The organism is Halorussus sp. MSC15.2 (assembly GCF_010747475.1).
Taxonomy (GTDB): Archaea; Halobacteriota; Halobacteria; order Halobacteriales; family Haladaptataceae; genus Halorussus.
Window position 1 is genome coordinate 294,013 of sequence record NZ_VSLZ01000002.1, and the last position, 24,288, is coordinate 318,300.

Genomic DNA, 24,288 nt, shown 5'->3' on the forward strand with positions numbered 1-24,288 from the left:
ACGGGTTAGACCCGTCTTAGTTCGGGAGAAGTCCATCGTTCAGCGCTGAACGATAGCCGCGTTTCTTTCCGAACTCGGTAGTGGCTCCGACGAGGTGTTTCGATGACACGAAAGCTAACCATCGTAGCGATAGTAGCAATGCTCGCAATGGGAACGTCGGCGGCGCTGGCGCTGGGTGCCAGTCCGCAGGCGACCACGGACGCGGCCGCAGAACAGGAGACGACCACGCCAGTCGGCCAGACGACGGTGGCTCAGACAGCGAACGTCACCTTCACGAACCAGAGTTCGAACGGTAGCGTCGTCGTCGTCGAGCGTGTGGTCGTCCCCGAGGGCGGCTTCATCGCGATTCACGAGGCCGAGAGCGCGGGTCAGGCGACCGAGACCGGTACCGAAACGGAGACGCCCACCGAGACGGCCATCGAGACCGAAATCCAAACGCCGACCGCCGCGGCCGGTGAGGCCGCCCAGCGGTACACCGCCGGTGCGGTCATCGGGAACTCCACGTACCTCGAACCCGGCGTCCACGAGAACGTGACGATTCGGCTCGACCAGCCGCTCGAAGAGGGTCAGATACTCATCGCGATGGCCCACCGCGACACGAACAACAACCAGCAGTACGACTTCCCCGAGGCCGACGAACCCTACACGCAGGCGGGTCAGCCCGTCACTGACTGGGCCAACGTGACCGTCGAAGTGGGCGCGGCCGTGACGACGACTCCGGCGGGTGCCCAGACCACGACGACCGAAGCGATGTAATCCGAATACTGGTCGGCGATACCATTCGCCTTTTTTCGACGACTGACACCGTGTCCGTGTGCAGTAAAGCGACGTTCACAGCGAGTATCGAGTCGTTCCACGCTGAACGATTGATACGCACTTCCCTCCGACCGGCGTGTGTCTGCGTGGAGCGACACATGACACGAAAGATAGCGATTCTGGCGGTCGTCGCGCTGGTCGTCGCGGGAACGTCGGCGGCGCTCGCGGCGAGCGGCGGACCGTCCGCCGCGACCGGCGACGCATCGCTCGCTCAGGAGACCACGACGGTAGCGGACGACAACGAGACCACGGCGGAAGAGACGATGGCCGAACAGGAGACGACGACGGCGGAGGGGCAGGTCGGTGCCGAGAGCGCGCGCATCACCTTCCTGAACCAGAGCGCGGGCTTCACCTTCACCGGGGGAGAGCCGAACCAGACGACGGTGCTGATAGAGCGCGTCGTCGTCCCCGAGGGCGGTTTCGTCGCGATTCACGAGGCGACGAACGTCTCGGGCGTGTACGCGACGGAGGGACAGGTCTCGGTCGGGGCCGTGGTCGGTAACTCCACGTACCTCGAACCGGGCGTCCACAGCAACGTCGTCGTGGAGTTGAACGAGACCGTCAACGAGAGCAAGACGCTCGTTGCGATGGCTCACCGCGACACCAACGACAACCAGCAGTACGACTTCCCGGGGGCCGACGAACCGTACACCCGTAACGGGTCGCCCGTCATCGACACGGGGTACATCATCGTCGAGTACGACGTGATAGACCTCACGTTCGGCGAGACGACGACCGAGGCAGCGAACGAGACGACGACCGAGGCGTGAGGAGACCGGACGCGAACGGACGGTGAAAGGAGACCGGACGCGGACGGACGACTCGCACGCTGATTCTTTCGGTCGTTTTGGTCCGGTGTTCAGGCGAGCGCCTCAACGACGACTCCGAGGACGGAGAAGACGGCACCGAGAATCGCTCCGAGGACGGCGTACGCCGGAATCGCCGACTCCTCCGGGTCTCTCGCGAAAACGGTGTACATCGACGCGACGGCCAGTCCGCCGCCGCCGAGAGCCATCAGAACGATGGGGGCATCGACCCCGTCCGCGGCGGCGGACAGGAGCGCCTTCGAACCGATTGCCGCGCCGATAATCGCCATCGAACCGTGGTAGAGATGGAACCGATGCACGGACACCATTCACGACAGACTGATTAGGTATCGTTCTTTCGGTGGCGCGTTGCCGACGCTTCACTCGTCGGCGATTGCCCGACACCGCGCGACCCACTTCTCGTCGAAGTCGTCGTCGTTCAGCACCCGACCCGCGAGGTCCGCGATTTCGGTGACGCCCGCTTCGTCGCACCACCGGACGCACTCCCGGTAAACGTCCATCGGCAGGTCGTCGGTGTCCCGGACGACTCGAAGTTCCTCGGTCCCAGAGAGATAGGCGGCGAACGCGCGAGTGTGGCCGTCGGTCAGCGTCCAGTCGCCGCCGATTTTTCGGACCGGCAGGGGGTCGTAGTTCGGGTCCGCGAAGTCGAACCACTGGGTCACGAAGGAGAGTTTCAGGCCGTTCAGGTAGAGTTGGCTCGGTCGCGGGCGGTCGATGGCGACCGAGAAGGGTTCGGGACTCTCACACGTGTCGTCGGTGTCGTCGGACTCGGACCCGTCAGCGTCGGTCACGTCGAACGCTCGGACGCCTCAAGATTTAATCGTTTGTCACTCACACGTTCGGTATGGCAACGGAGAGTCGCGACTCCGAGGAGACACCGATTGACCCGGAGGGACCGTGGACGCACGAACAGGCCGTCGTCGGCGACGTGCGACTCCACTACGTCGCGGCGGGCGACGAGGACGACCCGTTGGTGGTCCTCCTCCACGGCTTCCCGGAGTTCTGGTACTCGTGGCGACACCAGATTTCGGCGCTGGCCGACGCCGGGTACCGAGTCGTCGCGCCCGACATGCGGGGGTACAATCGGTCCGAGAAGCCCCACGGGGTCCGAAGCTACCGGACCGAAGAACTGGTCGGCGACGTGGTCGGACTGGTCGAACACTTTGGCCGGGAGCGCGCCCGCGTCGTCGGCCACGACTGGGGCGGCGTGGTGGCGTGGGAGACGGCGATTCGCCACCCCGAGGTGGTCTCCCAACTTGCGGTCCTGAACGCGCCCCACCCCGAGCGGTATCGGGAGGAACTCCGGCGCAACCCCGAGCAGTGGAGTCGGTCGTCGTACGCCCTCTACTTCCAACTCCCGTGGCTTCCGGAGCGGACCCTCGGTGCCCGCAACTGTGCGGGGGTCGCGGAGATGTTGCGGGAGACGGCGGGTCCAGACACCTTCAGCGAGACCGACCTCCGGCGGTATCGACGGGCGGCGTGTCGGCCGGGCGCGCTCACGTCGGCCCTCGACTACTACCGGGCGTTCTTCCGCGAGAACCTGCGCCGGGAGGCGCGGAGACTGTTCGGCGGCGGGACCCGCGAGCGCGGGGTTCGAGCGCCGACGCTCCTCGTCTGGGGCGAACGCGACCCCGCGCTCGGCGTGGAACTGTCGGAGGGACTGGAGCGATGGGTCCCGGACCTCAGAGTCGAGCGACTGCCCGAAGCGACCCACTGGGTCCAGAACGACCGCCCGGACGAGGTGTCCGACCTGCTGGTCGAGTTCTTCGGGGAGGCGTGACTCAGTCGGTCGTCTCCTCGGGCAGTCGGACCAGTTCCTCCGGATTCTGGAACGCCCAGAGGACGAGGTTGCCTTCCAATCGCTGACTCCGAAGGAGTTCGCGGGCGCTCCCGCGGTCGATTCCCCCGATTATCTCGACCGCGGTCAGGAGTGCCTCCTGGGAGACGCCGAGGTCGCTCTGGTCGATTTCGACTCCCTCGGGCGCTCGCACGCTCTCCAGCATGACCTCGACGTAGTTCGGGAGGTCGGTGGTTCCCGCGAGTTGTTCGTGCCACGACGGCGGATAGATACTGACGTTCCCGTCGATATTGTAGAGTCGTTCGCCCGATTGCCACGTCCGGGCGTCGGTCTGGCGGTCGTCCAGCGAGGTCCGGAGGCGGTCGAGGTCGTACTCCAGTTCCTCGGCGTAGGCCTCCACGAGGTCGCGGGGGACGCCCGGACCCTCGACCGCGTGGTGACGTTCGAGGAACCGGACCAGTTCCTTCGCCGTGAAGTACTCGTCGTGGTGAGAGAGGCGTTCTACGAGGTCGGCATCGACGGCTGGCATACGAACTCTGGCAACGGGGAGCGGGAAAAACGCCGCGTAAGGTTTCAGAGGGTCCGGGGAGGGAGAGAAGGGCGGTCCCGGTCCGAACCGTTCGGCCCACCGCTCCCGGCCGACGACGCCGACCTCACTTCGCGGTACTCACTATCTTCACCACGTCACCCTCCTCCAGTTCGTAGTCGTCGCTTATCTCGCGGTTGGTCTTACCGTTGACGGCGTGGAGGTAGCCGTCGCCGATGTCGCTGTGGACCGCGTAGGCGAGGTCCTTGGGCGTCGAACCGCGCCGCAGGAGGAAGGCGTCGGGCAGGACGTTTCCCTTCGCGTCGGTCCACTTGGTCTCGTTCTGGACCGGGTAGGCCGTAATCCGGTCGAGCAGGTCGTACACCGCGTAGTTCAGTGATTCTTGGACGCCCGTGCCGCCCCACTCGTGCATGACCTCTCGAATCTTCTCCAGTCCGGCCTGCTGGTCGTCGCTCAGGTCGCCGACTATCTCGAAGTCGTCGTCGCCGGGGTCGTAGTCGATAGCGCCCGCCTTCTCGGCCTGCCGGAGCGCCAGTTCGCCCTCCGCGGTGGCCGGAATCACGGGCTTGCCGGTCTCCTTCAGGCGCTCGATGTTCTCGGGCGGTGCGACGTCGGCCTTGTTCGCGACGAGGATGATGGGTTTCGTCCGGGCGCGCACGTCGCGGGCCAGCGCCTCGCGGTGGTCGTCGGTCCACTGGATGGGGTCCTCCGGATAGTCCACCTCGCGGAGACTGGCGGCCACGTCGGCCTCCGTCGCGCCGAACCCGGTCAGCATGTCGGCCAGCGCGTCGTCGATGTCGAAGTCGGGCGAACGCGACTTGCGCTCGACGCTCTCCCAGTTGCGCTCGACGATGCTGGCGAGCCACTGGTCCATCTCCTCCTCGATGAAGTCCACCTCCTCGACGGGGTCGTAGCTCCCGACCTCGACGGGTTCGCCCTCCTCGTTCGTCCCGCCGGAGGCGTCCACGACGTTGACGATGGCGTCGGCATTGGTCAACTCGTCGAGGAACTGGTTGCCGAGACCGCGGCCCTCGTGCGCGCCCGGGACGAGTCCGGCCACGTCGAGGAGTTCGATGGGGACGTAGCGTTTCCCGTCGTGACAGTGTTCGTCGCCGCAGCGCTCGTCTCGTTCGAGGCAGGGGCACTCCGTCCGGACGTGGCTGACGCCGCGGTTGGCGTCGATGGTCGTGAACGGGTAGTTGGCCACGTCCACGTCGGCCATCGTCGCGGCCTTGTAGAAGGTGGACTTGCCCGCGTTGGGCTTGCCCGCCAAGGCGATGGAAATCATGCCAGAGACTACCGGCGTGTCGGGGATTTGCCTTTCGGTTCCGCGGATTCGTCGGCGAAAGCGGGGCGCGGAATCGACGTCGAAGCGACGCGGAGTCTCGAAGCGCGGGTTGGCCACAAGACGCTACACGAGTCCCGTCGTACCGCCTGTGGCCATGACCGCAGTGAAAATCGTCAAGATAACCGGTTCGGCGGAGGAATCGTGGCAGGCCGCCGCCGAGGAGGCGTTCCGAGAAGCGAGCAAGACTATCGACGACATCTCCGGCGTCGAAGTCGAGGACTGGACCGCGGACGTCGAGGACGGCGAGATTTCGGAGTACCGCGCGACCGTCGAGGTGGCGTTCCCGGTCCACGACCAACAGCGCCAGCAGAATCAGTAACTGGACTCGTCTTTTCGGTGGAATCCCGACTCCCGCCCGGACGAGTCCGGACTGGAACCCGTCTGATACGGATTACTCGAACTATCCCGGGAGTGCAGAGGTCCCGGTTAGCCGCTCGTCGTCTGGTTGTCGGCGGTCGTAGTCGCCTCTTCTTCGGCCATCGTGGTCGTCTCCTCGGCCTCTGACTCCGTCGCGGTCTCTTCGGCCTCAGTGGTCTCGGTCGCTGCACCCCCACTAATCATCTCCTCGGGGGTGTAGACGTAGAGGCAGTCGTTGGGGAACGACCGGCCGTACTGGTCGGCGTCCTCACAGCAGAGGACTCGCCCGTCGTCCATCACGAACACGTTGTCGATGTTCAGCAGGGCGTCGTTGGCGACGTCGGCCGGGTCGGTCGCGTCCGGGCCGACGATGACGGGTTCGAGCGTCGAGATGTTGTAGTCGTCTTCGAGTTCCGCTCGGTAGACGAGACCGCCGTCCACCCGGTCGAGGTTGACGTCGCCCGCGTCGTCTGACATCCCGTCGTTGACCTCCGAGATGCCGACGTAGACGTAGTCGCCGGGTCCTGCGCCGTCTCTGCTGTCGATGCCCTCGCTCTTGCGGAACTCGACGGTCGCGCCGATTTCCTTGGCGGCCGCACGAGTTTCGAGGAACGGGACGCGCCGGAGTTCCTCGTCGACGTTGCTCGGTCCCTTCTGCTCGTACTGGCGCGCCCACCGGACGACGTCCCGGTCCGGGATGTAGTTCTGGTTCCCCTGCTCGACGACGGTCTTGTCGGCCTCCTCCAGCGCCTTCTGGACGTCCTCCTGCCAGTCGGTGTCCGCGTGGGTTTCGAGGTAGTCCACCTGATCGACGTCGTCGTACTCGGCTATCCACGACTCGACCTCCGCGTTGGTCGCGCTCCCCATCTCCAACCACTCGACTTCGAGCGGGACTTCGGCGGGCGGGTTGTCCGCGGCGGCCTGCTGGTTGGTCACCTTCGCGGCGTAGAGGGTCCCAGAGAGCTTCATCGGGTCGTCGTAACTCGGAATCGGCTGGTCGGCCACGAACTTGTACAGCCCCTTGTTGTCGCCGTCCGAGGTGAGATACACCGTCTTCTCGTCGCCCTGCACGTCGGGACACTCCCACGCCGCCCGTCCCATCACGTGGTACTTCACGGGCTGGGGCGTCTCGGCGGTGGGCTGCCGGAAATCGACGATGTGACCGTATCGGTACGGGTTCGGGTACGGGCTTCCGACGGGCTGCAGGCTCGTCTCCGGGTCCACGTCGGCCGCCAGTTCCTCGTTCTCGTCGGCGGCGTCGGCACCGAGGTAGTACGCCTGTATCTCCAGACCCGCCAGCGCCCAGTACCCCTGGACGAACCACGCGTCGTCCCCGTAGTACTTCTCGACGGCCTCCTGAATGTCGCTGGGGTTCGGCCGGTTGTAGAACTGGGCCGCGCCCCGGTGGTCCGGTCCCTCCGAGTCGCCGACGACGTCGCTCACGTTGGTCGTCAGTGCGACCCGCGGGTGGGCGTAGTCCTCCTCGGCCGAGAGGTACGTTCCCCACGGGCTGAGGTCGCCGTAGCAGTTGATTCGGGTCCCGCCGATGCTCCGCAGCGCCTCGGTGTTGGCGAGGTTGACCGCGTTCTCGAGGTTGGCCTCCCACCGTCCCTGCCCCTTCCGACTGACGGGGATGCGGGTCACGTTGCCCGGACTCTCCTCCCAGTTGGTGAAGAGGTAGCCCCGCGTCTCGGCCTCGTTTGTCGGCACCAGTCGGTTACAGTCCGGGTTGTACCCGAAGTTGCCGTACCGAGCGCCGGGGTACTCCTCGACTGCGAGGTCGTCGGGCGTGACCGGCATCCCGAGCGTCCCGTTGCCGCCGATGTTGTCACCCTCCTGCGCCAGCAGTTCGTAGGTACCTCCGGCGACGCGGACCTCGCCCTGAGCCTCCTTCGAGGTGGGGACGCCGAGTACGTCGAACTCGCTGCCCTCGCTGAAGTTGTACCCCCGCACGTACCCGATACCGGCCTTGTTGAACGGTGCCGGGTTCTTCCGACTCGGATGCTGCAGACTGAAGAACAGCGTCCCGTTCGCGCTGACCTCGGGCCCGGTCACCTCCGCCCCCAGCGCCGTCGTCGCGAATCGTTTTATCTCCCCCTTCACGTGCGGTGCCTTCGGCGTGTCCGCGTCCTCGTCCTGAGCGACTCCGGACGCGGCGGACACGCTGGCACCTAGCGTCGCTGCGACCGACGTGGCCATCAGCTTTCGTCGAGTGAACTCGACCATGCGAACTCAACTCTCGACCTGCCATTGAAAATAATTTTCTAGTAGCAACCAATACGTCTCCGGAGAAAATGAACCGTCACGCCGCGTCGGTAGCGACTCCCGACTCCCGTTTCGTCCGGTTCCGGACCTCGTCGCCGATGTGGAATGGATGTCCCGTTGATGTGTTTGCGGGCTGCGAGCTACCGGTCACTCGTCGTCGCGAGAACGACGGCGACGCCGGACGTCACTCCAAGTCGCGCTCCGCGACGCCCTCGCGTATCTCCTCGGCCCGGTCGCGGACCCACGAGACGTATCGGTCTATCTTCGTCGGTTTGACGCCGTAGAACGACGCCATCCAGTTGTGGTCGACGCCGGGTCGCGTGAGGAAGTACGCCGCCACGGTGTCCTTCCCGGCCTGAATGACCTCCGGCGGAACGCCGCGCTCGCCGGTTCCCTCCTCCTGAAATCCGTTGGTATCGAAGTAGACGTCGGCGTAGAGTTCGGCGGTGTCCGGGTCGTCGAACTCCGCGCCGACGTGTTCCGGGGCCTCGAACCGGTATCGGGAATCGGAGTCGCCCGTTCGTTCGACCGAGACGATGCGCACGTCGAGGACGTAGTCTCTGTACACCGACCGTTCGCCGTCACTGGTGTCTGGTTGCTCTGATTCTGCCATGGTTCGGCTATCGTTCGCTTCCCGCCGCGGAGGTGACGGCCGACGACTCGCGTCGTCGGTCGGAAGCCACGTACGGTGTCCCGGGTGTTCAACGTATCGGTGGTCCGAGTAGAAGCGAGGGGAGAAACGCGACGCGAGGCTCTTCGACCGAACTGGGGAACGCGCAGTCCCCGTCCTCGTCCCGATTCGGCCGCGGACCGGTTACAGTTCCACGGCCATCATCACTTCGTCCACGTAATCGTCGTCTATCCTGTAGTGGTTCTCGCGGACCGCCTCGGTCTCCCAGCCGTGTTCCTCGAGGAAGGCGATGGCGTCGTCGTTCGCGGAGGGGACGCTCTGGTAGACCTTCTCGTACCCGTTCGACGCCGCCCACTCAAGACCGCGTTCGAGCAGGTGACTCCCGACGCCGTGGCCGCGGTAGTCGGCCAGCACGCCGACGGTCAGTTCGGCGGTGTGGGACAACTTGTCGAGTTCCGGGGCGTAGAGGTGGACCCAGCCCACGACTTCGTCTCCGACCGTGGCGACGAAGAACATCCGGGACTCTATCTCGTTGTGTCGGAGCAGGGCCTCGTCGTGGTCTATCTCGTCGGCGACGCTCTCGGCGACGATGTAACTCCCCTGCTCGGCGACTCGGCGTATCGCGCCGACGATGCCCGAGAGGTCCTCCTGTCGCGCGGGCCGGATAGTGAACTCGAAGTCGTCCACGTCGTACTCCTCGGCGGCACCCTCGTCGAACGAGGCCCGCAACTTCCCGTCGCGCTCCTCCAGATAGCCGTCGCGTTTCAGGATGGCGACGTGGTGACGGAAGCCGCCGGGGTCGATGTGGAGTCGGTCGCGGACGTCCGCGGCGTCCACTTCGCCGTGGCTCTCGACGTACTCGTAGATGCGTTTCCGGTCCTCGTGTTCGAACTCGATGGCCTCGGAAAACTCCATGGTTAATGATAACACCCTCCGAGGTAACTTAATTGTTTCTCGCGGGCCAGCAGACGCTTGGGCCAGTGTGACGTAGTGTCGATGGGGGGAGAGAATGAACTACGACGACTTCACCGGCGAAGTCCAGCACCGAATCGACACGGGTACCAAGGGAGAGACGGTGCGAGCGACTCGCGCCGTCCTGACGACGCTCGGTGAACGACTCCAAGAGGGCGAGGCGACAGACCTCGCGGGACCGCTCCCGATGGAGATAGACTACTACCTCGAATCGGCCGACCACGGTCAGCGGTTCGACTTCGACGAATTCGTCTCGCGGGTCGCCGAACGCGAGCGGATGGACCCCGACTCCGACGACGACCGGCCCGACGCCGCGTTCCACGCGAAGGCGGTCACGTCGCTCGTCGCGGACGTCGTACCCGAGAGCGAACTGGAGCAGGTCCGCGACCAACTGCCCGACGACGAGGACTGGGACGAACTGTTCGAACTCGTCGGTGCGGACGACGCCGCCTTCGAAGACGGCCGATAGCGAACCAGTAATTATCGCTCCGGAACGCCGGTCAGCAGTCGCGCGGTGTCGGCGATGTCGTAGGTATCCACGACCAGTTCGGCCACCTCGCGCACCGTGAACTCGGCGTCGATGTTCCGACCGTAACACCGGGCGTAGAGTTCGAGCCAATCGTTGGCGGCCCGTTCCAGACGGTCCATCTCCTCGACGTCGAGGGGAGCGAACTCGCCGGTCCGGGCCTCGACGTACACCGACACCGCGTCGCCGACCCCGTCGCGCAGGTAGCGCAGGGCGCGCTCCTCGTCCGGCGGGTCGGCGGGCGGGTCGAACGCCCGTCGGTCGCCGCGGGCGCGCTCGGCGAGCGCGTCGATTCGGTCGCGGTAGTCGCTCATAACTGGGGCAGAGGCACAGGAGCGGGCGCTGTCATCCGATTATCCCTCCCTGAACTCGACGCCCTTGCCGCCCCGCGGATGTTCCCAGTCGGTGTCGGCGACCACGGCGCAGGTACCGCACTCGACGCACGGTTGGGTGTCGAGACTGACGCGTTTCTCCTCGTTCCCGTTGGTTTTGACCGTCTCTTCGCGGTAGCATCCGCCGCCGAAGTCCGCCGCGCTGACCGGGCAGGCGTGCACCGCCGCTCCGCTGGCCGCCATCGAGTCGTCCCGGAGTTCGATGTGGGGGTTACCCACGTCGGTGTCGTAGGTCAGGTCGCCGATGCGCGCGGCGAGGTCCTTCGGTTCGTAGTCGGCCTCGCCGGAGACGCGCTCGCCGAGTTCCTCGGCGATGACGGTCGGAAGGGTGACGTAGGGCGTCCGGGTGTCGGGCACGACTTGGGAGAGCGTCGGCGATGAGTAGAGTTTCTCCAGCGTCCCGCCGAACAGCGAGACGGCGGTCCGGCCGACCGACGAGGTGAGTATCGAGTCGGTCAGGTCCGTCACCGGTTCGCGCTCGCCGAGCGCGCTGGCGACCCGGTACCCCTTCGGCCGGAGTTTGCCCATCACGCCCTCGTCGCGGAGTTTCCGCTCGTATAGGTCGCCCGCCTTCTCCGGACTCCCCCGCAACTTGGCCTCGGCGAAGGCCTCGCCCGCCAGCGCACCCGCGGTGACCGCGTGGTTCATCCCCTTGATGATGGGGCCTTGGGCCTGCATCTGCCCGGCGGCGTCGCCGACGACGAGGAGGCGACCGCGGTGGGGCGCGGGGTGGGCGGCCTTCTTCGAGTCTGGGACGAGTTTCGCGCTGTACTCCACCTCGTCGTAGTGGCCCTCCAACCAGTCGGCCATCAGGGGATGGGTGAGCAGGTTGTCGAGCAGTCGGTGGGGGTCGGCCTCCTCCGCGACGATGCTGTCGAGGTGGAACACCGACCCGACCGACAGCGAGTCCTCGTTGGTGTAGACGAACCCGCCGCCGCGGACGTCCTCGAACAGGTCGCCCGAGAAGAGGTGGGCCTCGCCCTCGTCCGGACCGACGCCGAACCGGTCGGCGATGACGTCCTCCGGCACGTCCACGACCGCCTTGACGCCTTGGAACCACTCCTCGGGGTCCTCCCAGTCCATCAGGCCCGCGTCGCGGGCGAGTTCGGAGTTCACGCCGTCGGCCGCGACCACGATGTCGGCCCGGATGGGGTCAAGTTCGTCGCAAGTCACGCCCGCGATTTCGCCCTCCTCGCGGAGCAGACCGTTGACGCGCACGTCCGTCAGGAGACCGCCGCCAGTCTCGCTCGCCATCTCGTGGACCCGGTCGGCAACCCACGAGTCCATCTTCCGGCGAAGCACGGCGTCGGACCACTCGGTGTCGTGTTCGTGGAGGTCGGTGATGTCGAAGGTCTTGACCTTCTGGCCCGCCACGTTGTGGAGGTAGTAGTCGGTGACCGGGCGCTCCGTGGCTTCCTCGCGGAAGTCCGGGAACAGGCCGTCTATCGTGTAGGGCGCGGACTCCTCGGCGTAGACGAGGCCGCCGGTCACGTTCTTCGACCCGGCTTCGACCCCGCGTTCGAGCACGAGGGTCTCCACGTCGTTGCGCGCCAGTACCGCCGCCGCCGCGGCCCCGCCGGGTCCGGCCCCGACGACGACCGCCTCGTAGTGTTCGTAGTCGTCAGTCATCGCTCGCCTCCGCTTTCGTCGTCAGTTCGCCCGCCTCGACGGATTCGGTGAGGCGGGGAAGCACCTCGAACAGGTCGCCCTCGACGAAGTAGTCGCTGAAGTCCCGGATGCGGGCGTCGGGGTCGGTGTTGATGGCGATTATCGTGTCGGACTCGTCCATCCCGACCTTGTGCTGGACCGCCCCGGAGATGCCCGCGGCGACGTAGAGGGTCGGTTCGACCACCTGCCCGGTCTCGCCTATCTGGCGCTCCTCGGCCACGTAGTCGGCGACGTGGCGTCCACGTCGTAGGAGGCCGTGACCACGCCCCGCGAGAGTCCGAGCGCGGCGTCGTCGAAGGCGTCCACGAGGTCCAATCCCAGTTCGATGCCCCTCGTCGGGTCGTCGCCGATGCCGCGGCCGAGCGCCACGACGACCTCGTGGCCGGTCAAATCGACGCCCTCGTCGAGGCGGTCGAACTCGGTCACGTCCACCCGGAACCAGTCGTCGGGCAGGTCGAGGTCGTGTTCGATTACCTCGCCCCCGCGCTCGTAGTCGGGGTCGATGGGGTCGAAGCTCCCCGGAATCACCGAACAGCCCTGCGGGTGGAACTCCCGGCCGGGGTTGTCCAGACACAGAATCGTGGAGTACTCGAACCCCGAGAAGTCGGGGCGCTTCATGTGAAGCACGCGGTCGAACTCCACCTTCTCGCCGGGTTCGCCCGTCTTCACGGGGTTGGAGACGAGTTCCTCCTCGATGGTCAGCCCCGAGCAGTCGCTGGCGAGGCCGGAGTCGAGTTCGCCCTGCACCTGCGCCGAGAGGTCCCGACCGTTGTTGGTCGCCGGGAACAGGAAGTAACGGGGCTTGTCGTAGTCGCGCCACTCCGCCGTGGGTTCAGTGCCGGGGTCGCCGGTCTCCCAGTTCGGCGGGTCCGCGCCGCCCCTCGCCATGTCGGCGACGATTTCGGTGTACGGTTTGTGGCGGAACCGCTCCAGTCGGTCGTCCTCGTGGTAAATCGCCACGTCCGCGCCGTAGGCGACGACTTCGTCGGTGAGGTCGGCGACCGTCTCGTCGCCGACGAGGACGCCGACCACGCGCTCGGTCTCGTACTCCTCGTTGTAGGTGTCCATCAGGTCGCGGGCCTTCCCGAGCATCTCCTTGGACACGTCGAGGAGTTGCCCGCCCTGCGTCTCGCAGTAGACCCACATGTCGCGGTAGTCGCCGCCCTTCAGCGCCCGGACGTGCTTCTTGTCGCGAGTCCGGTTTTCGACCTCGTAACTGACTTCCGCCTCGCTCTCACCTTCCGGTTCCTCGCTACCCGTCGCTTCCTCGGGGGCGTCCGTGCCGCCCTCTGCCGCGTACTCCTCCTCGTGGTCGGTGTCGGCCGGTTCGACTCCGGTCTCCTCCTCCAGTCGGTCGATGCGGCGCTGGATTGCCTCTCTGGCGGTCTTGCGGTCCTTTCCCTCCCGCTCGGCCGCCAGCACGGCGTCGAGTTCCGAGGGGTTCTCGACCGCCGCGAGTTCGTCCTTCAGTTCGTCCACCGTGAACTCGGTCGGGTCGAGGTCCGCGTCGGTGTCGTCGTTCGCGTCGTCGGGCACGGTCAGTCACCTCCCGCGAGGGGTCGCATCTCCTCGACGACCTCCTCCATGGCCGCCTCGTCGCCGGGTTCGACCATCGTCGCCTCGCGCTCGGAGGGAGCCTTCGGAATCGGGTCCACGCCCGAGACGATGGTGGGCGACCCGTCGAGTCCGATGAAGTCCGGGTCGAGGTCGAGGTCCTCGGCGCTCCACGTCGTGAGGTGGTCCTCGTACTCCTCGACGCGCTCCTCGGTCTCGGCCTTCAGTCGCTTGTGCCGGAGTCGATGCTCGGCCCGCCGGTAGGACGGTTCGAACTCGGGGTCGGTCACGACGAACGCGGGCAGGGGAGCCTCGACGGTCTCTATCTCGTCCACGTCGCCCTCCACGAGTCGCTTCGCGCGGAGTCGCCCCGCCGCCTCGTCTATCTCCACGGAGATGACGTGGGTCACGATGGGCCGGTCGAGACACCAACTCGTCTGGGGGCCGGTCTGGCCGGTCTCGCCGTCCGCGGTCTTGAACCCCGCGAACACGAGGTCCGGTTCGGTCTCCATCTTCTCGATGCCCGCCGAGAGGGTGATGGACGTGGACCACGTGTCGGCCGCGGCCATCTCGCGGTCCGACAGCAGGTAGAGGTCGTCTGCGTACACGCCCATCGCCTCCTCCAGTACGCTCTCGTAACCCGGTGGTCCCATGCTCATCACGCTCACGGTCCCGCCGCGCTTGACCTTGGTCTGGAGCGCGGCCTCCAGCGCGAACTCGTCGTTGGGGTTCATCACCGTGGGGGTCGCGCCGCGTTCGAGGTGGCCGTCTTCGTCGAACGACACCTGTCCCTCTCGGAAGTCGGGGACGCCTTTCGTCAACACTACCGAGTGCATTGACACCACCTGACGCGAGTGAGTCTCTCTCCCATGTTCCGTGGGACATTTCACCCTCAATGTTTATTACATTATCCCCGACAGTGTCGGTGGCCGTCCCAACGCGAAGACGAAAATGAACCCGAACGACGAGCGACGCTGCCGCGGGATTCGTCTCGGTAACAGAACTATGCCTTCGACAGACTGGGCTATCGGCGTCTGATTTTACACGATTCGCGAAGGCCCTCGCGCTCTCCCCCAACTCGGACGGAGAATCACTCGTCGGTCTCGAAGTCGAACTCGGCGGCGTCTACGCTCTCGCCGTCGGAATTAGCCTCGCTCTCCGCATCGACCGCTCTCGCAGAATCGGGTTCCTCCTCGGAGACGTTCTCTACATCCGAGTCGTCTCCGCGTTCGTCGGGTTCAGAACGGGTCTCGGTCCTGTCGGAGTCCTCGGGTTCGTTGGGGCTTTCGGGTCCATCGAGGTCCTCGGTCTCATCGGTAACGGCGTTCTCAGCCGTCTCTGTCGTATTCGTTTCGTCAGTATCGACCGTCTCTGCCCCGTCAATCTCGTCGGGACCCTCGCTCGTGTCAGAACTCCCGTCGTCGCCGTCACGGTGGCCGTCGTTCGAGATATCGTCGGTTCCCGGGCGGTCGCCGTGAAATCGCTTTCTGCCGCCGTCGCCGTCGGCGGCGATTCGCTCGTGGGTTCCGCCCTGCACCATGGACATCTGCCCGCTGGCGCGCATCGTTCCGTCTACTATCGCGCCGTCGTGGAAGTGGAGGTCCTCGCAGGAGACGTCGCCCCGAATCTCCACGTCGTCAGCGAGTTCGACCGTCCCGTTTCGGGTGGTCACGTCCCCGTGGATAACCGTCCCCTCGGCGACCGAGATGTCGCCTCGCGCTCGCAGACTGCCGAACACGTCGTTGCGCTTCCCGACCTCGATGGACTCCGCGCGGATGTTGCCGTGGAGTCGGCAGTCGTCGCCGATGGTCGCCGGCGTCGAGACGCGCCACGAGTCGTCGCTGACGTGGCCGTTTCGCGGGACGACGACGGGTTCTGCCTCGACCTCCTCGTTCTCGAGCAGTTCGGACATGACCTCTTCGGCGGCCTCCTCCTCGCCGATTCGGAGGAGTTGCTGGAGGTAGACGAAGACGAACACGATGGTCGGCATGGGGTTGCGGATGACTATCCACCCGTTCGCCTCGAACCCCTCCTCGATGTCCACGTCGTCGCCGATGTCGAGGTCGCCACTCACCATCAGGCGACCGCCGATGTGGACGCGTTCGCCGAGGTAGGCGTCGCGTCCGACGAGGACGTTGTCTTCGATGTCCGACCACATGTCGAGGCGGCAGTCGGCTTCGGCCTCGATGTGGCCGCCGAACTGCACGCGCTCGCCCGCGATGACGTTGTGACCGCGGACGCCGAACTCGACCGTACTTTGACCGCCGACGATGATGTCGCCGTCGGTCACGAGGTCGTGTTCCTCGACGGTGGTTCCGTCCGGAATCGAGAGTTCGTCCAACGGGTCCGAACCAAGCGGCACATCGGGGCGTACCGATTCAACCCTAATAAACGTCCGTCAGACAACTGACCGAAATCCGACAGTATCCGGGGGAGTTCTGATGGGTTTTTAAATGGCGCGGTCAAACGCGGGGGTATGACGACGCTCGCATTCGACGAGGACGGCGTGGACGTGGTGTACGAGGGGACGGAGTTCCGACTCTCGAAGGACCTCATCGAGGGAGCGACCGGCAAGTCCTACTTCGACGTGACCGACCACGAGGTACTCAAAATCGTCGAGAAGAACCCGGACCTGTCCGGTCAAGCCCGCCGCATCGGCGATATCATCAGGTAGCGCGGTCTCCCACTCGGGAACCCGGTCGGTCCAAGCCCTCGAATCGGGAGTTCCGCCGTCTCGAATCGGAACGGCTCGCCGCCGCAAGCGGGTCGCCTGCGACGCTATCAGGTAGCATTAAGGCGCAGGCGTCCCTCGGACCGACCATGAACCTGCCCGCCGACTTCGACCACCCCTCGTGGCTCACCGCGTTCGGAACGCTCGCCGGATACGGCGCGATTCTGCTGGCGATGTTCGTCGTCCTGTTCCTGCTGCCCTACGCCGTGTTCGTGGCGCTCGGGTGAGGGTCGGCCGCGACCGCCGACGAGCACGGGTCTGAACGAATACGTCGTGCGGACCGTTCTCCGTGCGGGGTGGAACTCGTCGTAACCCTCACGGTAGATGGGGGACGGTTTTTCTCGTGACGGAAAGCGCGTGGCAACGCGATTCCCTCTCTGCTCTCGACGGGGCGGCCACTCTGCACGGAACTGCGACGTGTTGGTCGTATTTGCCGAGGTCTGTTCGACCGACAGACATAACATCGGAAACTAGAAGGTTCGAGTAGGATGTCACGACGAGACACGACACACTCGGGGAGGGAATCCCCGTGAGCGCTCTCGACACCGTTCGCCGCGTCAGTGATTTCGCGAATCGGTACTTCGTGGTCTGGGTGTTGGCGGCCTCCGGTGTAGCGCTGGCCGTCCCGTCGGCGTTCACGTGGATAGAACCGTACATCACGCCGCTTCTGGGCGTCATCATGCTCGGGATGGGGCTGACGCTCCAACCCGACGACTTCCGGCGGTTGGTCGAACAACCGCGAGACGTCGCTATCGGGGCGGTCACGCAGTGGGTCGTCATGCCCGTGGCGGCGTACGCACTCACCGTCGCGCTGTCGCTGCCGACCGAACTCGCCATCGGCGTCGTTCTCGTCGGGGCCGCGCCGGGCGGCACCGCCTCGAACGTGATGACGTATCTCGGCAAGGGCGACGTGGCGCTCTCGGTCGCCATCACCACCGTGACCACGCTCGCCGCGCCCATCGTCATGCCGGCGTGGGTGGTCTTCCTCGCGGGCGAGCAGTTGAACGTCACCTTCGCACAGATGTTCTCCAGCATCGTGCAGGTGGTGTTCCTGCCGGTCGTCGCCGGGTTCGCGCTCCGGTACGTCCTCGACCGGGAGGCACCCGATATCGCCGAGGCCGGTCTCGACGTGTTCCCGGCGGTCAGCGTCGTCGCCATCGTGGCCATCGTCGCGGCGGTCGTGGGTCTGAGCAAGGCGACCATCCTCACCGCGGGCGCGGCGGTCGCGGTGGCGGTGGTCGCGCACAACGCTATCGGTCTCGGTACCGGTTACGGCGTGGGACGGCTTACCGGGATGTCGGAGGACCGCACACGGACCTGCGCGTTCGAGGTCGGTCTCCAGAACAGCGGTCTCGCCGTGGCACTGGCGACTTCGTTCTTCTCGCCCGCCGCGGCGCTCCCGCCAGCGCTGTTCAGCGTCTGGCACAACGTGACCGGTCCGGCGCTGGCCTCGTACTTCTCGCGCAACGAACCGGCGTCGAACGAGTCTGTCGCCCGCGTCCCGGGCGACGACTGACCCTCGCGGTCAAGACGCTTCTCGACGGTCGCGGTCACGTGAAAATCGGTTCCGTCGTCGGTAATCGACCGGAAAACGACGAGGAGAAGCGTCGTCAGTAAGAGCGCCGAATCAGGCGAACGTCTTCGAGATTTCCTCGTCCTCGTCCTCGGCGTCTATCTTCGCCTTGGCGTTCTCGAAGTCCTCCATCCGGATTTCGGTCCGGTCGTCGCGGATGGCGAACATCCCGGCCTCGGTACAGATGGCCTTGATGTCCGCGCCCGAAGCGTCCTCGGCGTCCTTGGCCAACTTGTCGAAGTCCACGTCGTCGCTGACGTTCATGTCGCGAGTGTGGATGCGGAATATCTTCTCGCGGCCTTCGAGGTTGGGCTTGGGCACTTCGATGAGACGGTCGAACCGGCCGGGGCGGAGGATGGCGCGGTCGAGCATGTCGAAGCGGTTGGTCGCGGCGATGATGCGGATGTCACCGCGCTCCTCGAAGCCGTCCATCTCGCTGAGGAGTTGCATCATCGTACGCTGGACCTCGGCGTCGCCCGAAGTCTTCGAGTCGGTGCGCTTGGCCGCGATGGCGTCGATTTCGTCGATGAAGAGCACGGCGGGTTCGTGCTGGCGAGCGACCTCGAAGAGGTCACGAACGAGTTTCGCGCCCTCGCCGATGAACTTGTGGACCAGTTCCGACCCGGCCATCTTGATGAAGGTGGCGTCGGTCTGGTTGGCGACGGCCTTCGCCAGCATCGTCTTGCCGGTCCCCGGCGGACCGTAGAGCAGGACACCGCTCGGCGGGTCGATACCGACCTCGCCGAACATCTCGGGACTCTCGAGGGGCATCTCGACCGTCTCGCGAACCTCCTTCATCTGCTCTTCGAGACCACCGATGTCCTCGTAGGTGACCTCGGGACTCTCCTCGACCTGCATGACGCGAGCGCGGACGTCGGTCTCGTTCTCCAGCGTCTTCACGATGGACAGCGAGTTGTTGACCGCGACCCGGTCGTCGGGTTCGAGGTCCTCGCGCATCTCGTCGGTCACTTCGGTGACCGCCTCTTGATTGTTGCCGTGCTGTTTGATAATGACGCCGTCGTCGGTGAGTTCCTGCACCGTGGCGACGAACAGCGGCGACTGCTTGAGTTTCTTGTTCTCGTGCGTCAGCCGTTCGAGCTTCTGCTGGTACTTGTTGTTCTCGGCGTTCGCATCCAGAAGCTTGTCACGCATCTCTTCGTTTTGCGACTCCAGAACCTCCAACCGCTCTTGAAGGGCTTCGATTTTGTCCTGCTGGGACGCGCTCTCCTCGTCGTAGGGGAGTTCGACGTCTTCCACAGTGTCGGTCATCACGACGCTCTAGGTCCCACCCTCATAAGAGGCTTCGGGTGATAGTGCCTATTGCCAACTAGTGGCGCGGTTCTTGGGCGGCGTGCTCTCACGTGTCGGTGCCGAATCATGCCTTCTAGTAATATACTGGAATGGGAAATATTATTACCCTGTATCCAAAAGTGGGGGTATAGCATGAGTGCGTCAGAAACTGCTCGACCCGAGGAAGGTCGCCTGACGGGGGAGAACGTGACCGAAGAGATACGCGACCTGCCGCCGAGCGCCAAACTCGTCGCCAAGGTCTTGGAGTACAACGACACGATGACCCAGAGCCAAATCGCCGAGGAGTCGCTGCTGCCCGACCGGACGGTCCGGTACGCGCTGAACCGACTGGACGACGAGGGAATCGTCACCTCCCGGTTCTCCTTCTCTGACGCTCGGAAACGCCTCTACACCCTAGACCTCGAATAAACCGCGTTACGGACCCCGACGGTCGGGAGCTTCGGGGTTATCGTACGTCGGTCTGTCGAGCGAATGTCCGATGTTTCGCCGTTCTGTGTTACTCGATTTCGTCTTCGTACCTTCCACAGAGAAGTGTCTCCGTCTGACCACCCATCAGACGTTTCTGTCTACTGGTTCCGTTCGTCTGCATCGATACTCCGCCGTCCGCCATCCACACGCATTTCACCTCCCCACACCTACGCGACCGTATGGACGCCGAAGACGTAGCCCGACTCATCGAACGGAACCTCGAAGACGCCGACGCGACGGTCAGTCATCCGCGCGGCCCCGAAGACGAGGACCACCTCGCGGCCACCGTCGTCTCGCCCGCGTTCGAGGGCGAGCGACTCGTTCAGCAACACGAGATGGTCTACGACGCGCTCGGCGACCACATGACCGAGGACATCCACGCGCTGGAACTGACGACCTCACGCCCGAGGAGTACGCCGAGCGCGAGGAGTGACCCGCCGGGAACGACGTGACCGCCGCCGTCCGCAACGAGGACCGTTCGCCGACCCGAGAGACCAAGGGTCCGGGCGGACGTAACGGAAGTATGGCACACCGAACGACCGACTCCCCCCGACGCGGTGGCGAGCGACTGCACAGTGCCGAACCGTTCTGCACTCCCTTCGACGCCAGCGCCGCCGGTACAGTGACGCCTCGACTATCTCCGCCTCTCGGGACGACTCATGCCGACGTTCGTTGAGCGGATTCAGACGGTCGAGGACGGTAACGTCGCCGAGTTCGGCCGACAGTTGGCCGACCGCATCGAGACGCTCGGCGACGCGCTCGAACTGCTCGAAGAGTGGACCGAAGCGAGTCGTGAGACCCGCGCCGAACTCTCTTCGAAGTACGACACGGCCAAGACCCTCGCCAGAGACGAGATTCGAGACGCCACCGACGAGGACGCCGACAGCCTCCCGGCCGAGGACCTGCTCGACCACCCCGCAGTGAACGACCAGACGAAACAGCGACTCCGCGAGTACAGCACGAAGCTCTTCGTCTACGTGAACGAGGAGCAGTCCTACGGCGAAGCGCGCACGGAAGTCGTCCGGTCGCTCGACGCCGAACTCGACCTCTACAAGCATCTACTGCCGGAACTACAGAGCGGAGCGACTAGCGTGGCGGACGCCCAGCAGAAGATAGCGCGGTTCGCGCGCGAGGATATCGGCCCGCCGAACCGGACCGCCGCGGACGTACTCCTCGAATCGGCAGTCGAGACCGACGAGTGAAAAAGAGTCGAGTGAACCGCGGTTAGAAGTTCGCCTGTGCGACTTCGGTCCGCTCTAACTCGCGGTTGTGCAACGCCTCACCCGTGTCGCGGTCGAAGACGTGAATCGCCTCCTCGGGGATTCGCGCGACGACTTCCTGTCCGCTCTCGACGTTCCGCATCCCGGAGACGGTGGCGATGAACGTCTCTACGTCGTCGTCCGGTGACTCCCCGCCGACTGCGCTGGAGAACGACAGGTAGACGTTGTTCTCGTTGCCCATCGGTTCGACGACGTCCACCTGCGTCCGGAAGTCGTGGGGACCGTCGCCCTCGCCGACGAGTTCGATGTCCTCGGGTCGGATGCCGAGGACGAGTCGGTCGTGGCCCTCCACGTCGGCGAGAACGTCGTCCGAGAGGGCGTACTCGAACTCCTCGGCGACGAGGCTGTCGCCCTCCAGGTCCACGTCGAAGAAGTTCATCGACGGTTCGCCGATGAACCCCGCGACGAAGACGTTCTCCGGTTCGTGGTAACACTCCAGCGGCGTACCGACCTGCTGGAGTTCGCCGTCGTTGAGGATGGCGATGCGGTCGCCCATGGTCATCGCCTCTGTCTGGTCGTGAGTGACGTACATCGTCGTCACGTCCAGTTCCTCCTGTAACCGCTGGAGTTCCGTCCGCATCTGTGAGCGGAGTTTCGCGTCCAGATTCGAGAGGGGTTCGTCCATCAGGAACACCTCGGGGTCGCGCACGATGGCGCGTCCGAGGGCGACCCGCTGTTGCTGACCGCCCGACAACTCGCCGGGTTTGCGGTCGAGCAACTCGGCGATGCCCATCATCGCGGCGGTCTGCTCGACCTGCGCGGCGATTTCGTCGTCGGGCATGTCGGTGGACTCCTCCAGCCCGAAGCTCATGTTCTCCCGCACGGTCATGTGGGGGTAGAGCGCGTACGACTGGAACACCATGGCGATGTCCCTCGCCGTCGGCGGTTCGTTGGTAATCGAGTGACCGCCGAGTCGGATGTCGCCCTGCGAGACCGTCTCCAGTCCGGCGACCATCCTGAGCGTCGTGGACTTGCCACAGCCCGAGGGACCGACCAGCACGAGGAACTCGCCGTCCTCGATTTCGACGGTGGCGTCGTTGACCGCGACGATACGGTCGCCGCCGTCGTCGAACCACTTCGTTACCCCGTCTAGGGTCAGTTCCGCCATCGTTCCGTCCTCCGTTGTAGAGTAGTGTAAAGCTTTGTTACGTGCATTGCTACGTTTCTCCCGCGACTCCTTTCGCGAACTGTTCGCCAAACATGACGTACACCAGCAGCGTCGGCAGGGCCGCGACGAACGCGCCCGCCATCTGCGTGTTGAACGACTCCACGATACCGCCCGTGAGGCTGTTGAGTGCGATAGTCACCGGGGCGGCCGCGCCGCCGCCCGACGGCAGGATGACCAGCGCGAACAGCAGGTCGTTCCATATCTGGGTGAACTGGTAGATGAGCGTCACCGCGAACATCGGCTTCGAGAGCGGCAGGACGATGTTGCGGTAGATGCTGAACACGCTGGCACCGTCGAGTCTCGCCGCCTCTATCATGTCGTCCGAGAGCGACCGGTAGTACCCCCGGAACAGCAGGAACGTGATGGGAATCCCGTACGCGACGTGTGTCACGATGAGGTTGATGATGCTCGCGTAGTGGTCGTGCATCAGCGGGAGTCCCCAGAGGAACGACAGCAGTTCCTGCGTGTTCACGATGGCGTAGAGCCTCGACAGCGGCACTAGCACCGCCTGATACGGGATGAAGATGCCCGCGACGAACAGCGCGACCAGCGGCATCTGGTACTTCCAGTCGATGGTCGTCAGTCCGTACGCGGCGATGCTCCCGAGACCCGCCGAGAGGACGGTTCCCGGAATCGCCAGCAGGAGGCTGTTTATCAGCGCGCCGGACATCGCGTCGAACGCTATCTGCCACGGTTCGAACGTGAACCCGCCGAAGATGGGCGGGAGGAACGGGACCGTCCGGTTGAACGCTTCGGTCGTCTTGAAGGCGGTCATCAGCCCCGCTTCCAGCGGTGCGAGGTAGAACCCGACCAGACCGGCGAGAACGGCGTAGAGCGCCACTCTGTTTCGGTCGGTCTCTCGCATCGCACGCTCGATTCGCTCCCTGCGCGTGTGGTCCTCCGGATTCGGATTGGCTGGCGGACTGCTCATAGCTCACCTCGTCGGTATTCGCTGTAGAGGTACGGTGTCACCACGGCCAGCGCCATGCCGAACAGCACGATGGCGATGGCGGACCCGTACGCCCAGTTGTTCGACCCGAACGCCTCCCGGAACATCAGCGTCGCGAGGATGTCCGCGGCCGGACCGGGGTTGTTGCCGAACATCACGTAGAGGAAGTCGAACGCCTTGAGCGCGAACACCATCAGCACCACCGCGGCGCTCATGGTGGACGCGCGAAGTTGCGGCAGGATGACTCGCCAGTACATCTTGACGGTACTCGCACCGTCCACCTTCGCGGCCTCGTAGTGAGAGGTCGGAATCGCGCGGAGTCCCGCGAGGTACACGACCATCGCGTACCCCGAGAACTGCCAGATGAGCGCGAAGATGACTGCCGCCAACTTGGTGTCGGGGTTCGAAATCCACTGCATCGTCAGGAAGTCGAGACCGAACTGGCGGAGCGTGACGTTTACCAACCCGATTTCCGGGTTGTACATCCACGCCCAGAACTTCGCCGTCACGACGAACGACAGGCTCATCGGCAGCAGATAGATTGTTCTGAAGGTGTTCTCGAACCGAATCTCTTGGTCCACGAGGATGGCCAGCAGCAGGCCGACGAGCAGGCAGACCGCGGTGAACGCCACCAACAGGACCAGCGTGTTCTGGGCCGCGGTCCAGAACGACGGGTCCGAGAACGCCTGACGGTACATCTCGAGGTCGAACTCCGAAATCGCGTACTCCGGCAGCAGTAGCCCCTCGAAGTCGGTCAGCGAGATGACGAGGTTCCACCCGATAGCTCCGTAGACGAAGAAACCCATCAACAGGAACGGCGGCAACCAGAACGGTAACGACTGGACGAAGTCGCTCGACAGGAGCGACCGCCCGGTCCGTGACTCGGATTCGGTCGGTTCGCCGCTGACGGTCGCTCCGCCGTCGGTGCGAAGCGCCGACGAACCGCCGGAATCCGCGGTCTGCTCGCCGCCTCCGGGATTGCGTTCTGACGAGGGTCGCGGACCGTGAGTCGGCTCACCGCCGTCCGTCCGAGGCTCCCCGCTCGTATCGTTTTCTCCGGGGGTTGTCCGTCGGAGTACGTCTCTGAGTCGTTGCATGTGAAAAAGG

General features: G+C 65.1%; 25 protein-coding genes and 2 pseudogenes. 11 read left to right on the forward strand and 16 right to left on the reverse strand.

Annotation, left to right across the window (positions count from 1 at the left end):
* Positions 1 to 102: 102 nt before the first annotated feature.
* Positions 103 to 756: a hypothetical protein gene (locus FXF75_RS08665; protein ID WP_205427388.1), complete on the forward strand. Its 654-nt coding sequence runs from the start codon at positions 103 to 105 to the stop codon at positions 754 to 756.
* 158 nt (positions 757 to 914) lie between these two features.
* Positions 915 to 1,586, forward strand: a complete 672-nt coding sequence (locus FXF75_RS08670) for a hypothetical protein (RefSeq protein ID WP_163521493.1) — start codon at positions 915 to 917, stop codon at positions 1,584 to 1,586.
* 89 nt (positions 1,587 to 1,675) lie between these two features.
* Here FXF75_RS08670 and FXF75_RS08675 read toward each other — a convergent pair whose 3' ends face one another.
* A complete protein-coding gene (locus FXF75_RS08675) occupies positions 1,676 to 1,942 on the reverse strand; it encodes a hypothetical protein (RefSeq protein WP_163521494.1) in 267 nt (88 codons plus the stop codon).
* Positions 1,943 to 2,002: 60 nt separating this feature from the next.
* Positions 2,003 to 2,434 carry a histone acetyltransferase gene (locus FXF75_RS08680; RefSeq protein WP_163521495.1) on the reverse strand — a complete coding sequence of 144 codons (432 nt, stop codon included), beginning with the start codon at positions 2,432 to 2,434 and terminating at the stop codon, positions 2,003 to 2,005.
* A gap of 53 nt (positions 2,435 to 2,487) precedes the next feature.
* Between FXF75_RS08680 and FXF75_RS08685 the strand changes: the two genes are divergently transcribed.
* Positions 2,488 to 3,423: an alpha/beta fold hydrolase gene (locus tag FXF75_RS08685; protein ID WP_163521496.1), complete on the forward strand. Its 936-nt coding sequence runs from the start codon at positions 2,488 to 2,490 to the stop codon at positions 3,421 to 3,423.
* 1 nt (position 3,424) lies between these two features.
* Here FXF75_RS08685 and FXF75_RS08690 read toward each other — a convergent pair whose 3' ends face one another.
* Complete coding sequence (locus FXF75_RS08690; RefSeq protein WP_163521497.1) at positions 3,425 to 3,970, reverse strand: hypothetical protein; 546 nt, start codon at positions 3,968 to 3,970, stop codon at positions 3,425 to 3,427.
* 124 nt (positions 3,971 to 4,094) lie between these two features.
* Positions 4,095 to 5,276: a redox-regulated ATPase YchF gene (locus FXF75_RS08695; protein ID WP_163521498.1), complete on the reverse strand. Its 1,182-nt coding sequence runs from the start codon at positions 5,274 to 5,276 to the stop codon at positions 4,095 to 4,097.
* 154 nt (positions 5,277 to 5,430) lie between these two features.
* On the opposite strand from FXF75_RS08695, the gene FXF75_RS08700 reads away from it, so the two are divergent.
* Positions 5,431 to 5,655 (forward strand): dodecin family protein, encoded by a 225-nt coding sequence (locus FXF75_RS08700; protein ID WP_163521499.1) that lies wholly within the window; start codon positions 5,431 to 5,433, stop codon positions 5,653 to 5,655.
* Between the two features lie 107 nt (positions 5,656 to 5,762).
* On the opposite strand, the gene FXF75_RS08705 is transcribed toward FXF75_RS08700, so the two are convergent.
* From FXF75_RS08705 to FXF75_RS08715, 3 genes are all read right to left on the reverse strand, one after another.
* Entirely contained in the window at positions 5,763 to 7,919 is a 2,157-nt protein-coding gene (locus tag FXF75_RS08705) for an alkaline phosphatase PhoX (RefSeq protein WP_163521500.1), read from the reverse strand.
* Between the two features lie 223 nt (positions 7,920 to 8,142).
* Entirely contained in the window at positions 8,143 to 8,571 is a 429-nt protein-coding gene (locus FXF75_RS08710; RefSeq protein WP_163521501.1) for a hypothetical protein, read from the reverse strand.
* 201 nt (positions 8,572 to 8,772) lie between these two features.
* Entirely contained in the window at positions 8,773 to 9,504 is a 732-nt protein-coding gene (locus tag FXF75_RS08715; RefSeq protein WP_163521502.1) for a helix-turn-helix domain-containing GNAT family N-acetyltransferase, read from the reverse strand.
* A gap of 94 nt (positions 9,505 to 9,598) precedes the next feature.
* On the opposite strand from FXF75_RS08715, the gene FXF75_RS08720 reads away from it, so the two are divergent.
* Complete coding sequence (locus tag FXF75_RS08720; protein WP_163521503.1) at positions 9,599 to 10,030, forward strand: DUF2267 domain-containing protein; 432 nt, start codon at positions 9,599 to 9,601, stop codon at positions 10,028 to 10,030.
* An 11-nt stretch (positions 10,031 to 10,041) separates the two neighbouring features.
* On the opposite strand, the gene FXF75_RS08725 is transcribed toward FXF75_RS08720, so the two are convergent.
* The 5 genes and pseudogenes from FXF75_RS08725 to FXF75_RS08745 all read right to left on the reverse strand — a co-directional run bounded on the left by FXF75_RS08725 (position 10,042) and on the right by FXF75_RS08745 (position 16,063).
* The gene (locus FXF75_RS08725; protein ID WP_163521504.1) at positions 10,042 to 10,401 is read right to left on the reverse strand and encodes a hypothetical protein; all 360 of its coding nucleotides are present in this window, start codon (positions 10,399 to 10,401) and stop codon (positions 10,042 to 10,044) included.
* A gap of 39 nt (positions 10,402 to 10,440) precedes the next feature.
* Positions 10,441 to 12,108, reverse strand: coding sequence for an FAD-dependent monooxygenase (locus FXF75_RS08730; protein ID WP_163521505.1), 1,668 nt, complete (start codon positions 12,106 to 12,108; stop codon positions 10,441 to 10,443).
* Positions 12,101 to 13,683: pseudogene (locus tag FXF75_RS08735) on the reverse strand (electron transfer flavoprotein subunit alpha/FixB family protein). The gene FXF75_RS08730 and the pseudogene FXF75_RS08735 overlap by 8 nt, the downstream one beginning before the upstream one ends.
* Positions 13,684 to 13,685: 2 nt before the next feature.
* On the reverse strand, positions 13,686 to 14,537 hold the full coding sequence (locus FXF75_RS08740; protein WP_163521506.1) for an electron transfer flavoprotein subunit beta/FixA family protein: 852 nt from the start codon (positions 14,535 to 14,537) through the stop codon (positions 13,686 to 13,688).
* 254 nt (positions 14,538 to 14,791) lie between these two features.
* Positions 14,792 to 16,063 (reverse strand): polymer-forming cytoskeletal protein, encoded by a 1,272-nt coding sequence (locus tag FXF75_RS08745; RefSeq protein ID WP_163521507.1) that lies wholly within the window; start codon positions 16,061 to 16,063, stop codon positions 14,792 to 14,794.
* 114 nt (positions 16,064 to 16,177) lie between these two features.
* On the opposite strand from FXF75_RS08745, the gene FXF75_RS08750 reads away from it, so the two are divergent.
* The 3 genes from FXF75_RS08750 (at position 16,178) to FXF75_RS08755 (ending at position 17,948) form a co-directional block, all read left to right on the forward strand.
* The gene (locus FXF75_RS08750) at positions 16,178 to 16,375 is read left to right on the forward strand and encodes a DUF5800 family protein (protein ID WP_163521508.1); all 198 of its coding nucleotides are present in this window, start codon (positions 16,178 to 16,180) and stop codon (positions 16,373 to 16,375) included.
* Positions 16,376 to 16,521: 146 nt separating this feature from the next.
* Entirely contained in the window at positions 16,522 to 16,659 is a 138-nt protein-coding gene (locus FXF75_RS22060) for a hypothetical protein (RefSeq protein WP_170977446.1), read from the forward strand.
* A gap of 302 nt (positions 16,660 to 16,961) precedes the next feature.
* Positions 16,962 to 17,948: a bile acid:sodium symporter family protein gene (locus tag FXF75_RS08755; protein WP_163521509.1), complete on the forward strand. Its 987-nt coding sequence runs from the start codon at positions 16,962 to 16,964 to the stop codon at positions 17,946 to 17,948.
* Between the two features lie 111 nt (positions 17,949 to 18,059).
* On the opposite strand, the gene FXF75_RS08760 is transcribed toward FXF75_RS08755, so the two are convergent.
* Entirely contained in the window at positions 18,060 to 19,274 is a 1,215-nt protein-coding gene (locus tag FXF75_RS08760; protein WP_163521510.1) for a proteasome-activating nucleotidase, read from the reverse strand.
* Between the two features lie 174 nt (positions 19,275 to 19,448).
* Here FXF75_RS08760 and FXF75_RS08765 point away from each other — a divergent pair, with 174 nt between their 5' ends.
* The 3 genes and pseudogenes from FXF75_RS08765 (at position 19,449) to FXF75_RS08775 (ending at position 20,986) form a co-directional block, all read left to right on the forward strand.
* Entirely contained in the window at positions 19,449 to 19,724 is a 276-nt protein-coding gene (locus FXF75_RS08765) for a helix-turn-helix domain-containing protein (protein WP_163521511.1), read from the forward strand.
* Positions 19,725 to 19,963: 239 nt separating this feature from the next.
* Positions 19,964 to 20,217: pseudogene (locus FXF75_RS08770) on the forward strand (BolA family protein).
* A 226-nt stretch (positions 20,218 to 20,443) separates the two neighbouring features.
* Positions 20,444 to 20,986, forward strand: a complete 543-nt coding sequence (locus tag FXF75_RS08775) for a hypothetical protein (protein ID WP_163521513.1) — start codon at positions 20,444 to 20,446, stop codon at positions 20,984 to 20,986.
* Between the two features lie 22 nt (positions 20,987 to 21,008).
* Here FXF75_RS08775 and FXF75_RS08780 read toward each other — a convergent pair whose 3' ends face one another.
* Genes FXF75_RS08780 through FXF75_RS08790 form a run of 3 tightly spaced genes read right to left on the reverse strand, consistent with a single transcriptional unit; the run spans position 21,009 to position 24,278 of the window.
* Positions 21,009 to 22,172, reverse strand: a complete 1,164-nt coding sequence (locus tag FXF75_RS08780; protein WP_163521514.1) for an ABC transporter ATP-binding protein — start codon at positions 22,170 to 22,172, stop codon at positions 21,009 to 21,011.
* A gap of 49 nt (positions 22,173 to 22,221) precedes the next feature.
* Positions 22,222 to 23,163 carry a carbohydrate ABC transporter permease gene (locus tag FXF75_RS08785; protein ID WP_163521515.1) on the reverse strand — a complete coding sequence of 314 codons (942 nt, stop codon included), beginning with the start codon at positions 23,161 to 23,163 and terminating at the stop codon, positions 22,222 to 22,224.
* Positions 23,160 to 24,278 (reverse strand): carbohydrate ABC transporter permease, encoded by a 1,119-nt coding sequence (locus FXF75_RS08790; protein ID WP_163521516.1) that lies wholly within the window; start codon positions 24,276 to 24,278, stop codon positions 23,160 to 23,162. The genes FXF75_RS08785 and FXF75_RS08790 overlap by 4 nt, the downstream gene beginning before the upstream one ends.
* Positions 24,279 to 24,288 lie beyond the last annotated feature (10 nt).

Excerpts from the sequence above, each read along its gene's own strand:
- FXF75_RS08665 (WP_205427388.1), top strand. The coding sequence starts at position 103 with ATGACACGAAAGCTAACCATCGTAGCGATAGTAGCAATGCTCGCAATG.
- FXF75_RS08670 (WP_163521493.1), top strand. The coding sequence starts at position 915 with ATGACACGAAAGATAGCGATTCTGGCGGTCGTCGCGCTGGTCGTCGCG.
- FXF75_RS08685 (WP_163521496.1), top strand. The coding sequence starts at position 2,488 with ATGGCAACGGAGAGTCGCGACTCCGAGGAGACACCGATTGACCCGGAG.
- FXF75_RS08690 (WP_163521497.1), bottom strand. The coding sequence starts at position 3,970 with ATGCCAGCCGTCGATGCCGACCTCGTAGAACGCCTCTCTCACCACGAC.
- FXF75_RS08695 (WP_163521498.1), bottom strand. The coding sequence starts at position 5,276 with ATGATTTCCATCGCCTTGGCGGGCAAGCCCAACGCGGGCAAGTCCACC.
- FXF75_RS08700 (WP_163521499.1), top strand. The coding sequence starts at position 5,431 with ATGACCGCAGTGAAAATCGTCAAGATAACCGGTTCGGCGGAGGAATCG.
- FXF75_RS08705 (WP_163521500.1), bottom strand. The coding sequence starts at position 7,919 with ATGGTCGAGTTCACTCGACGAAAGCTGATGGCCACGTCGGTCGCAGCG.
- FXF75_RS08710 (WP_163521501.1), bottom strand. The coding sequence starts at position 8,571 with ATGGCAGAATCAGAGCAACCAGACACCAGTGACGGCGAACGGTCGGTG.
- FXF75_RS08715 (WP_163521502.1), bottom strand. The coding sequence starts at position 9,504 with ATGGAGTTTTCCGAGGCCATCGAGTTCGAACACGAGGACCGGAAACGC.
- FXF75_RS08720 (WP_163521503.1), top strand. The coding sequence starts at position 9,599 with ATGAACTACGACGACTTCACCGGCGAAGTCCAGCACCGAATCGACACG.
- FXF75_RS08725 (WP_163521504.1), bottom strand. The coding sequence starts at position 10,401 with ATGAGCGACTACCGCGACCGAATCGACGCGCTCGCCGAGCGCGCCCGC.
- FXF75_RS08730 (WP_163521505.1), bottom strand. The coding sequence starts at position 12,108 with ATGACTGACGACTACGAACACTACGAGGCGGTCGTCGTCGGGGCCGGA.
- FXF75_RS08740 (WP_163521506.1), bottom strand. The coding sequence starts at position 14,537 with ATGCACTCGGTAGTGTTGACGAAAGGCGTCCCCGACTTCCGAGAGGGA.
- FXF75_RS08750 (WP_163521508.1), top strand. The coding sequence starts at position 16,178 with ATGACGACGCTCGCATTCGACGAGGACGGCGTGGACGTGGTGTACGAG.
- FXF75_RS22060 (WP_170977446.1), top strand. The coding sequence starts at position 16,522 with ATGAACCTGCCCGCCGACTTCGACCACCCCTCGTGGCTCACCGCGTTC.
- FXF75_RS08760 (WP_163521510.1), bottom strand. The coding sequence starts at position 19,274 with ATGACCGACACTGTGGAAGACGTCGAACTCCCCTACGACGAGGAGAGC.
- FXF75_RS08765 (WP_163521511.1), top strand. The coding sequence starts at position 19,449 with ATGAGTGCGTCAGAAACTGCTCGACCCGAGGAAGGTCGCCTGACGGGG.
- FXF75_RS08775 (WP_163521513.1), top strand. The coding sequence starts at position 20,444 with ATGCCGACGTTCGTTGAGCGGATTCAGACGGTCGAGGACGGTAACGTC.
- FXF75_RS08780 (WP_163521514.1), bottom strand. The coding sequence starts at position 22,172 with ATGGCGGAACTGACCCTAGACGGGGTAACGAAGTGGTTCGACGACGGC.
- FXF75_RS08785 (WP_163521515.1), bottom strand. The coding sequence starts at position 23,163 with ATGAGCAGTCCGCCAGCCAATCCGAATCCGGAGGACCACACGCGCAGG.
- FXF75_RS08790 (WP_163521516.1), bottom strand. The coding sequence starts at position 24,278 with ATGCAACGACTCAGAGACGTACTCCGACGGACAACCCCCGGAGAAAAC.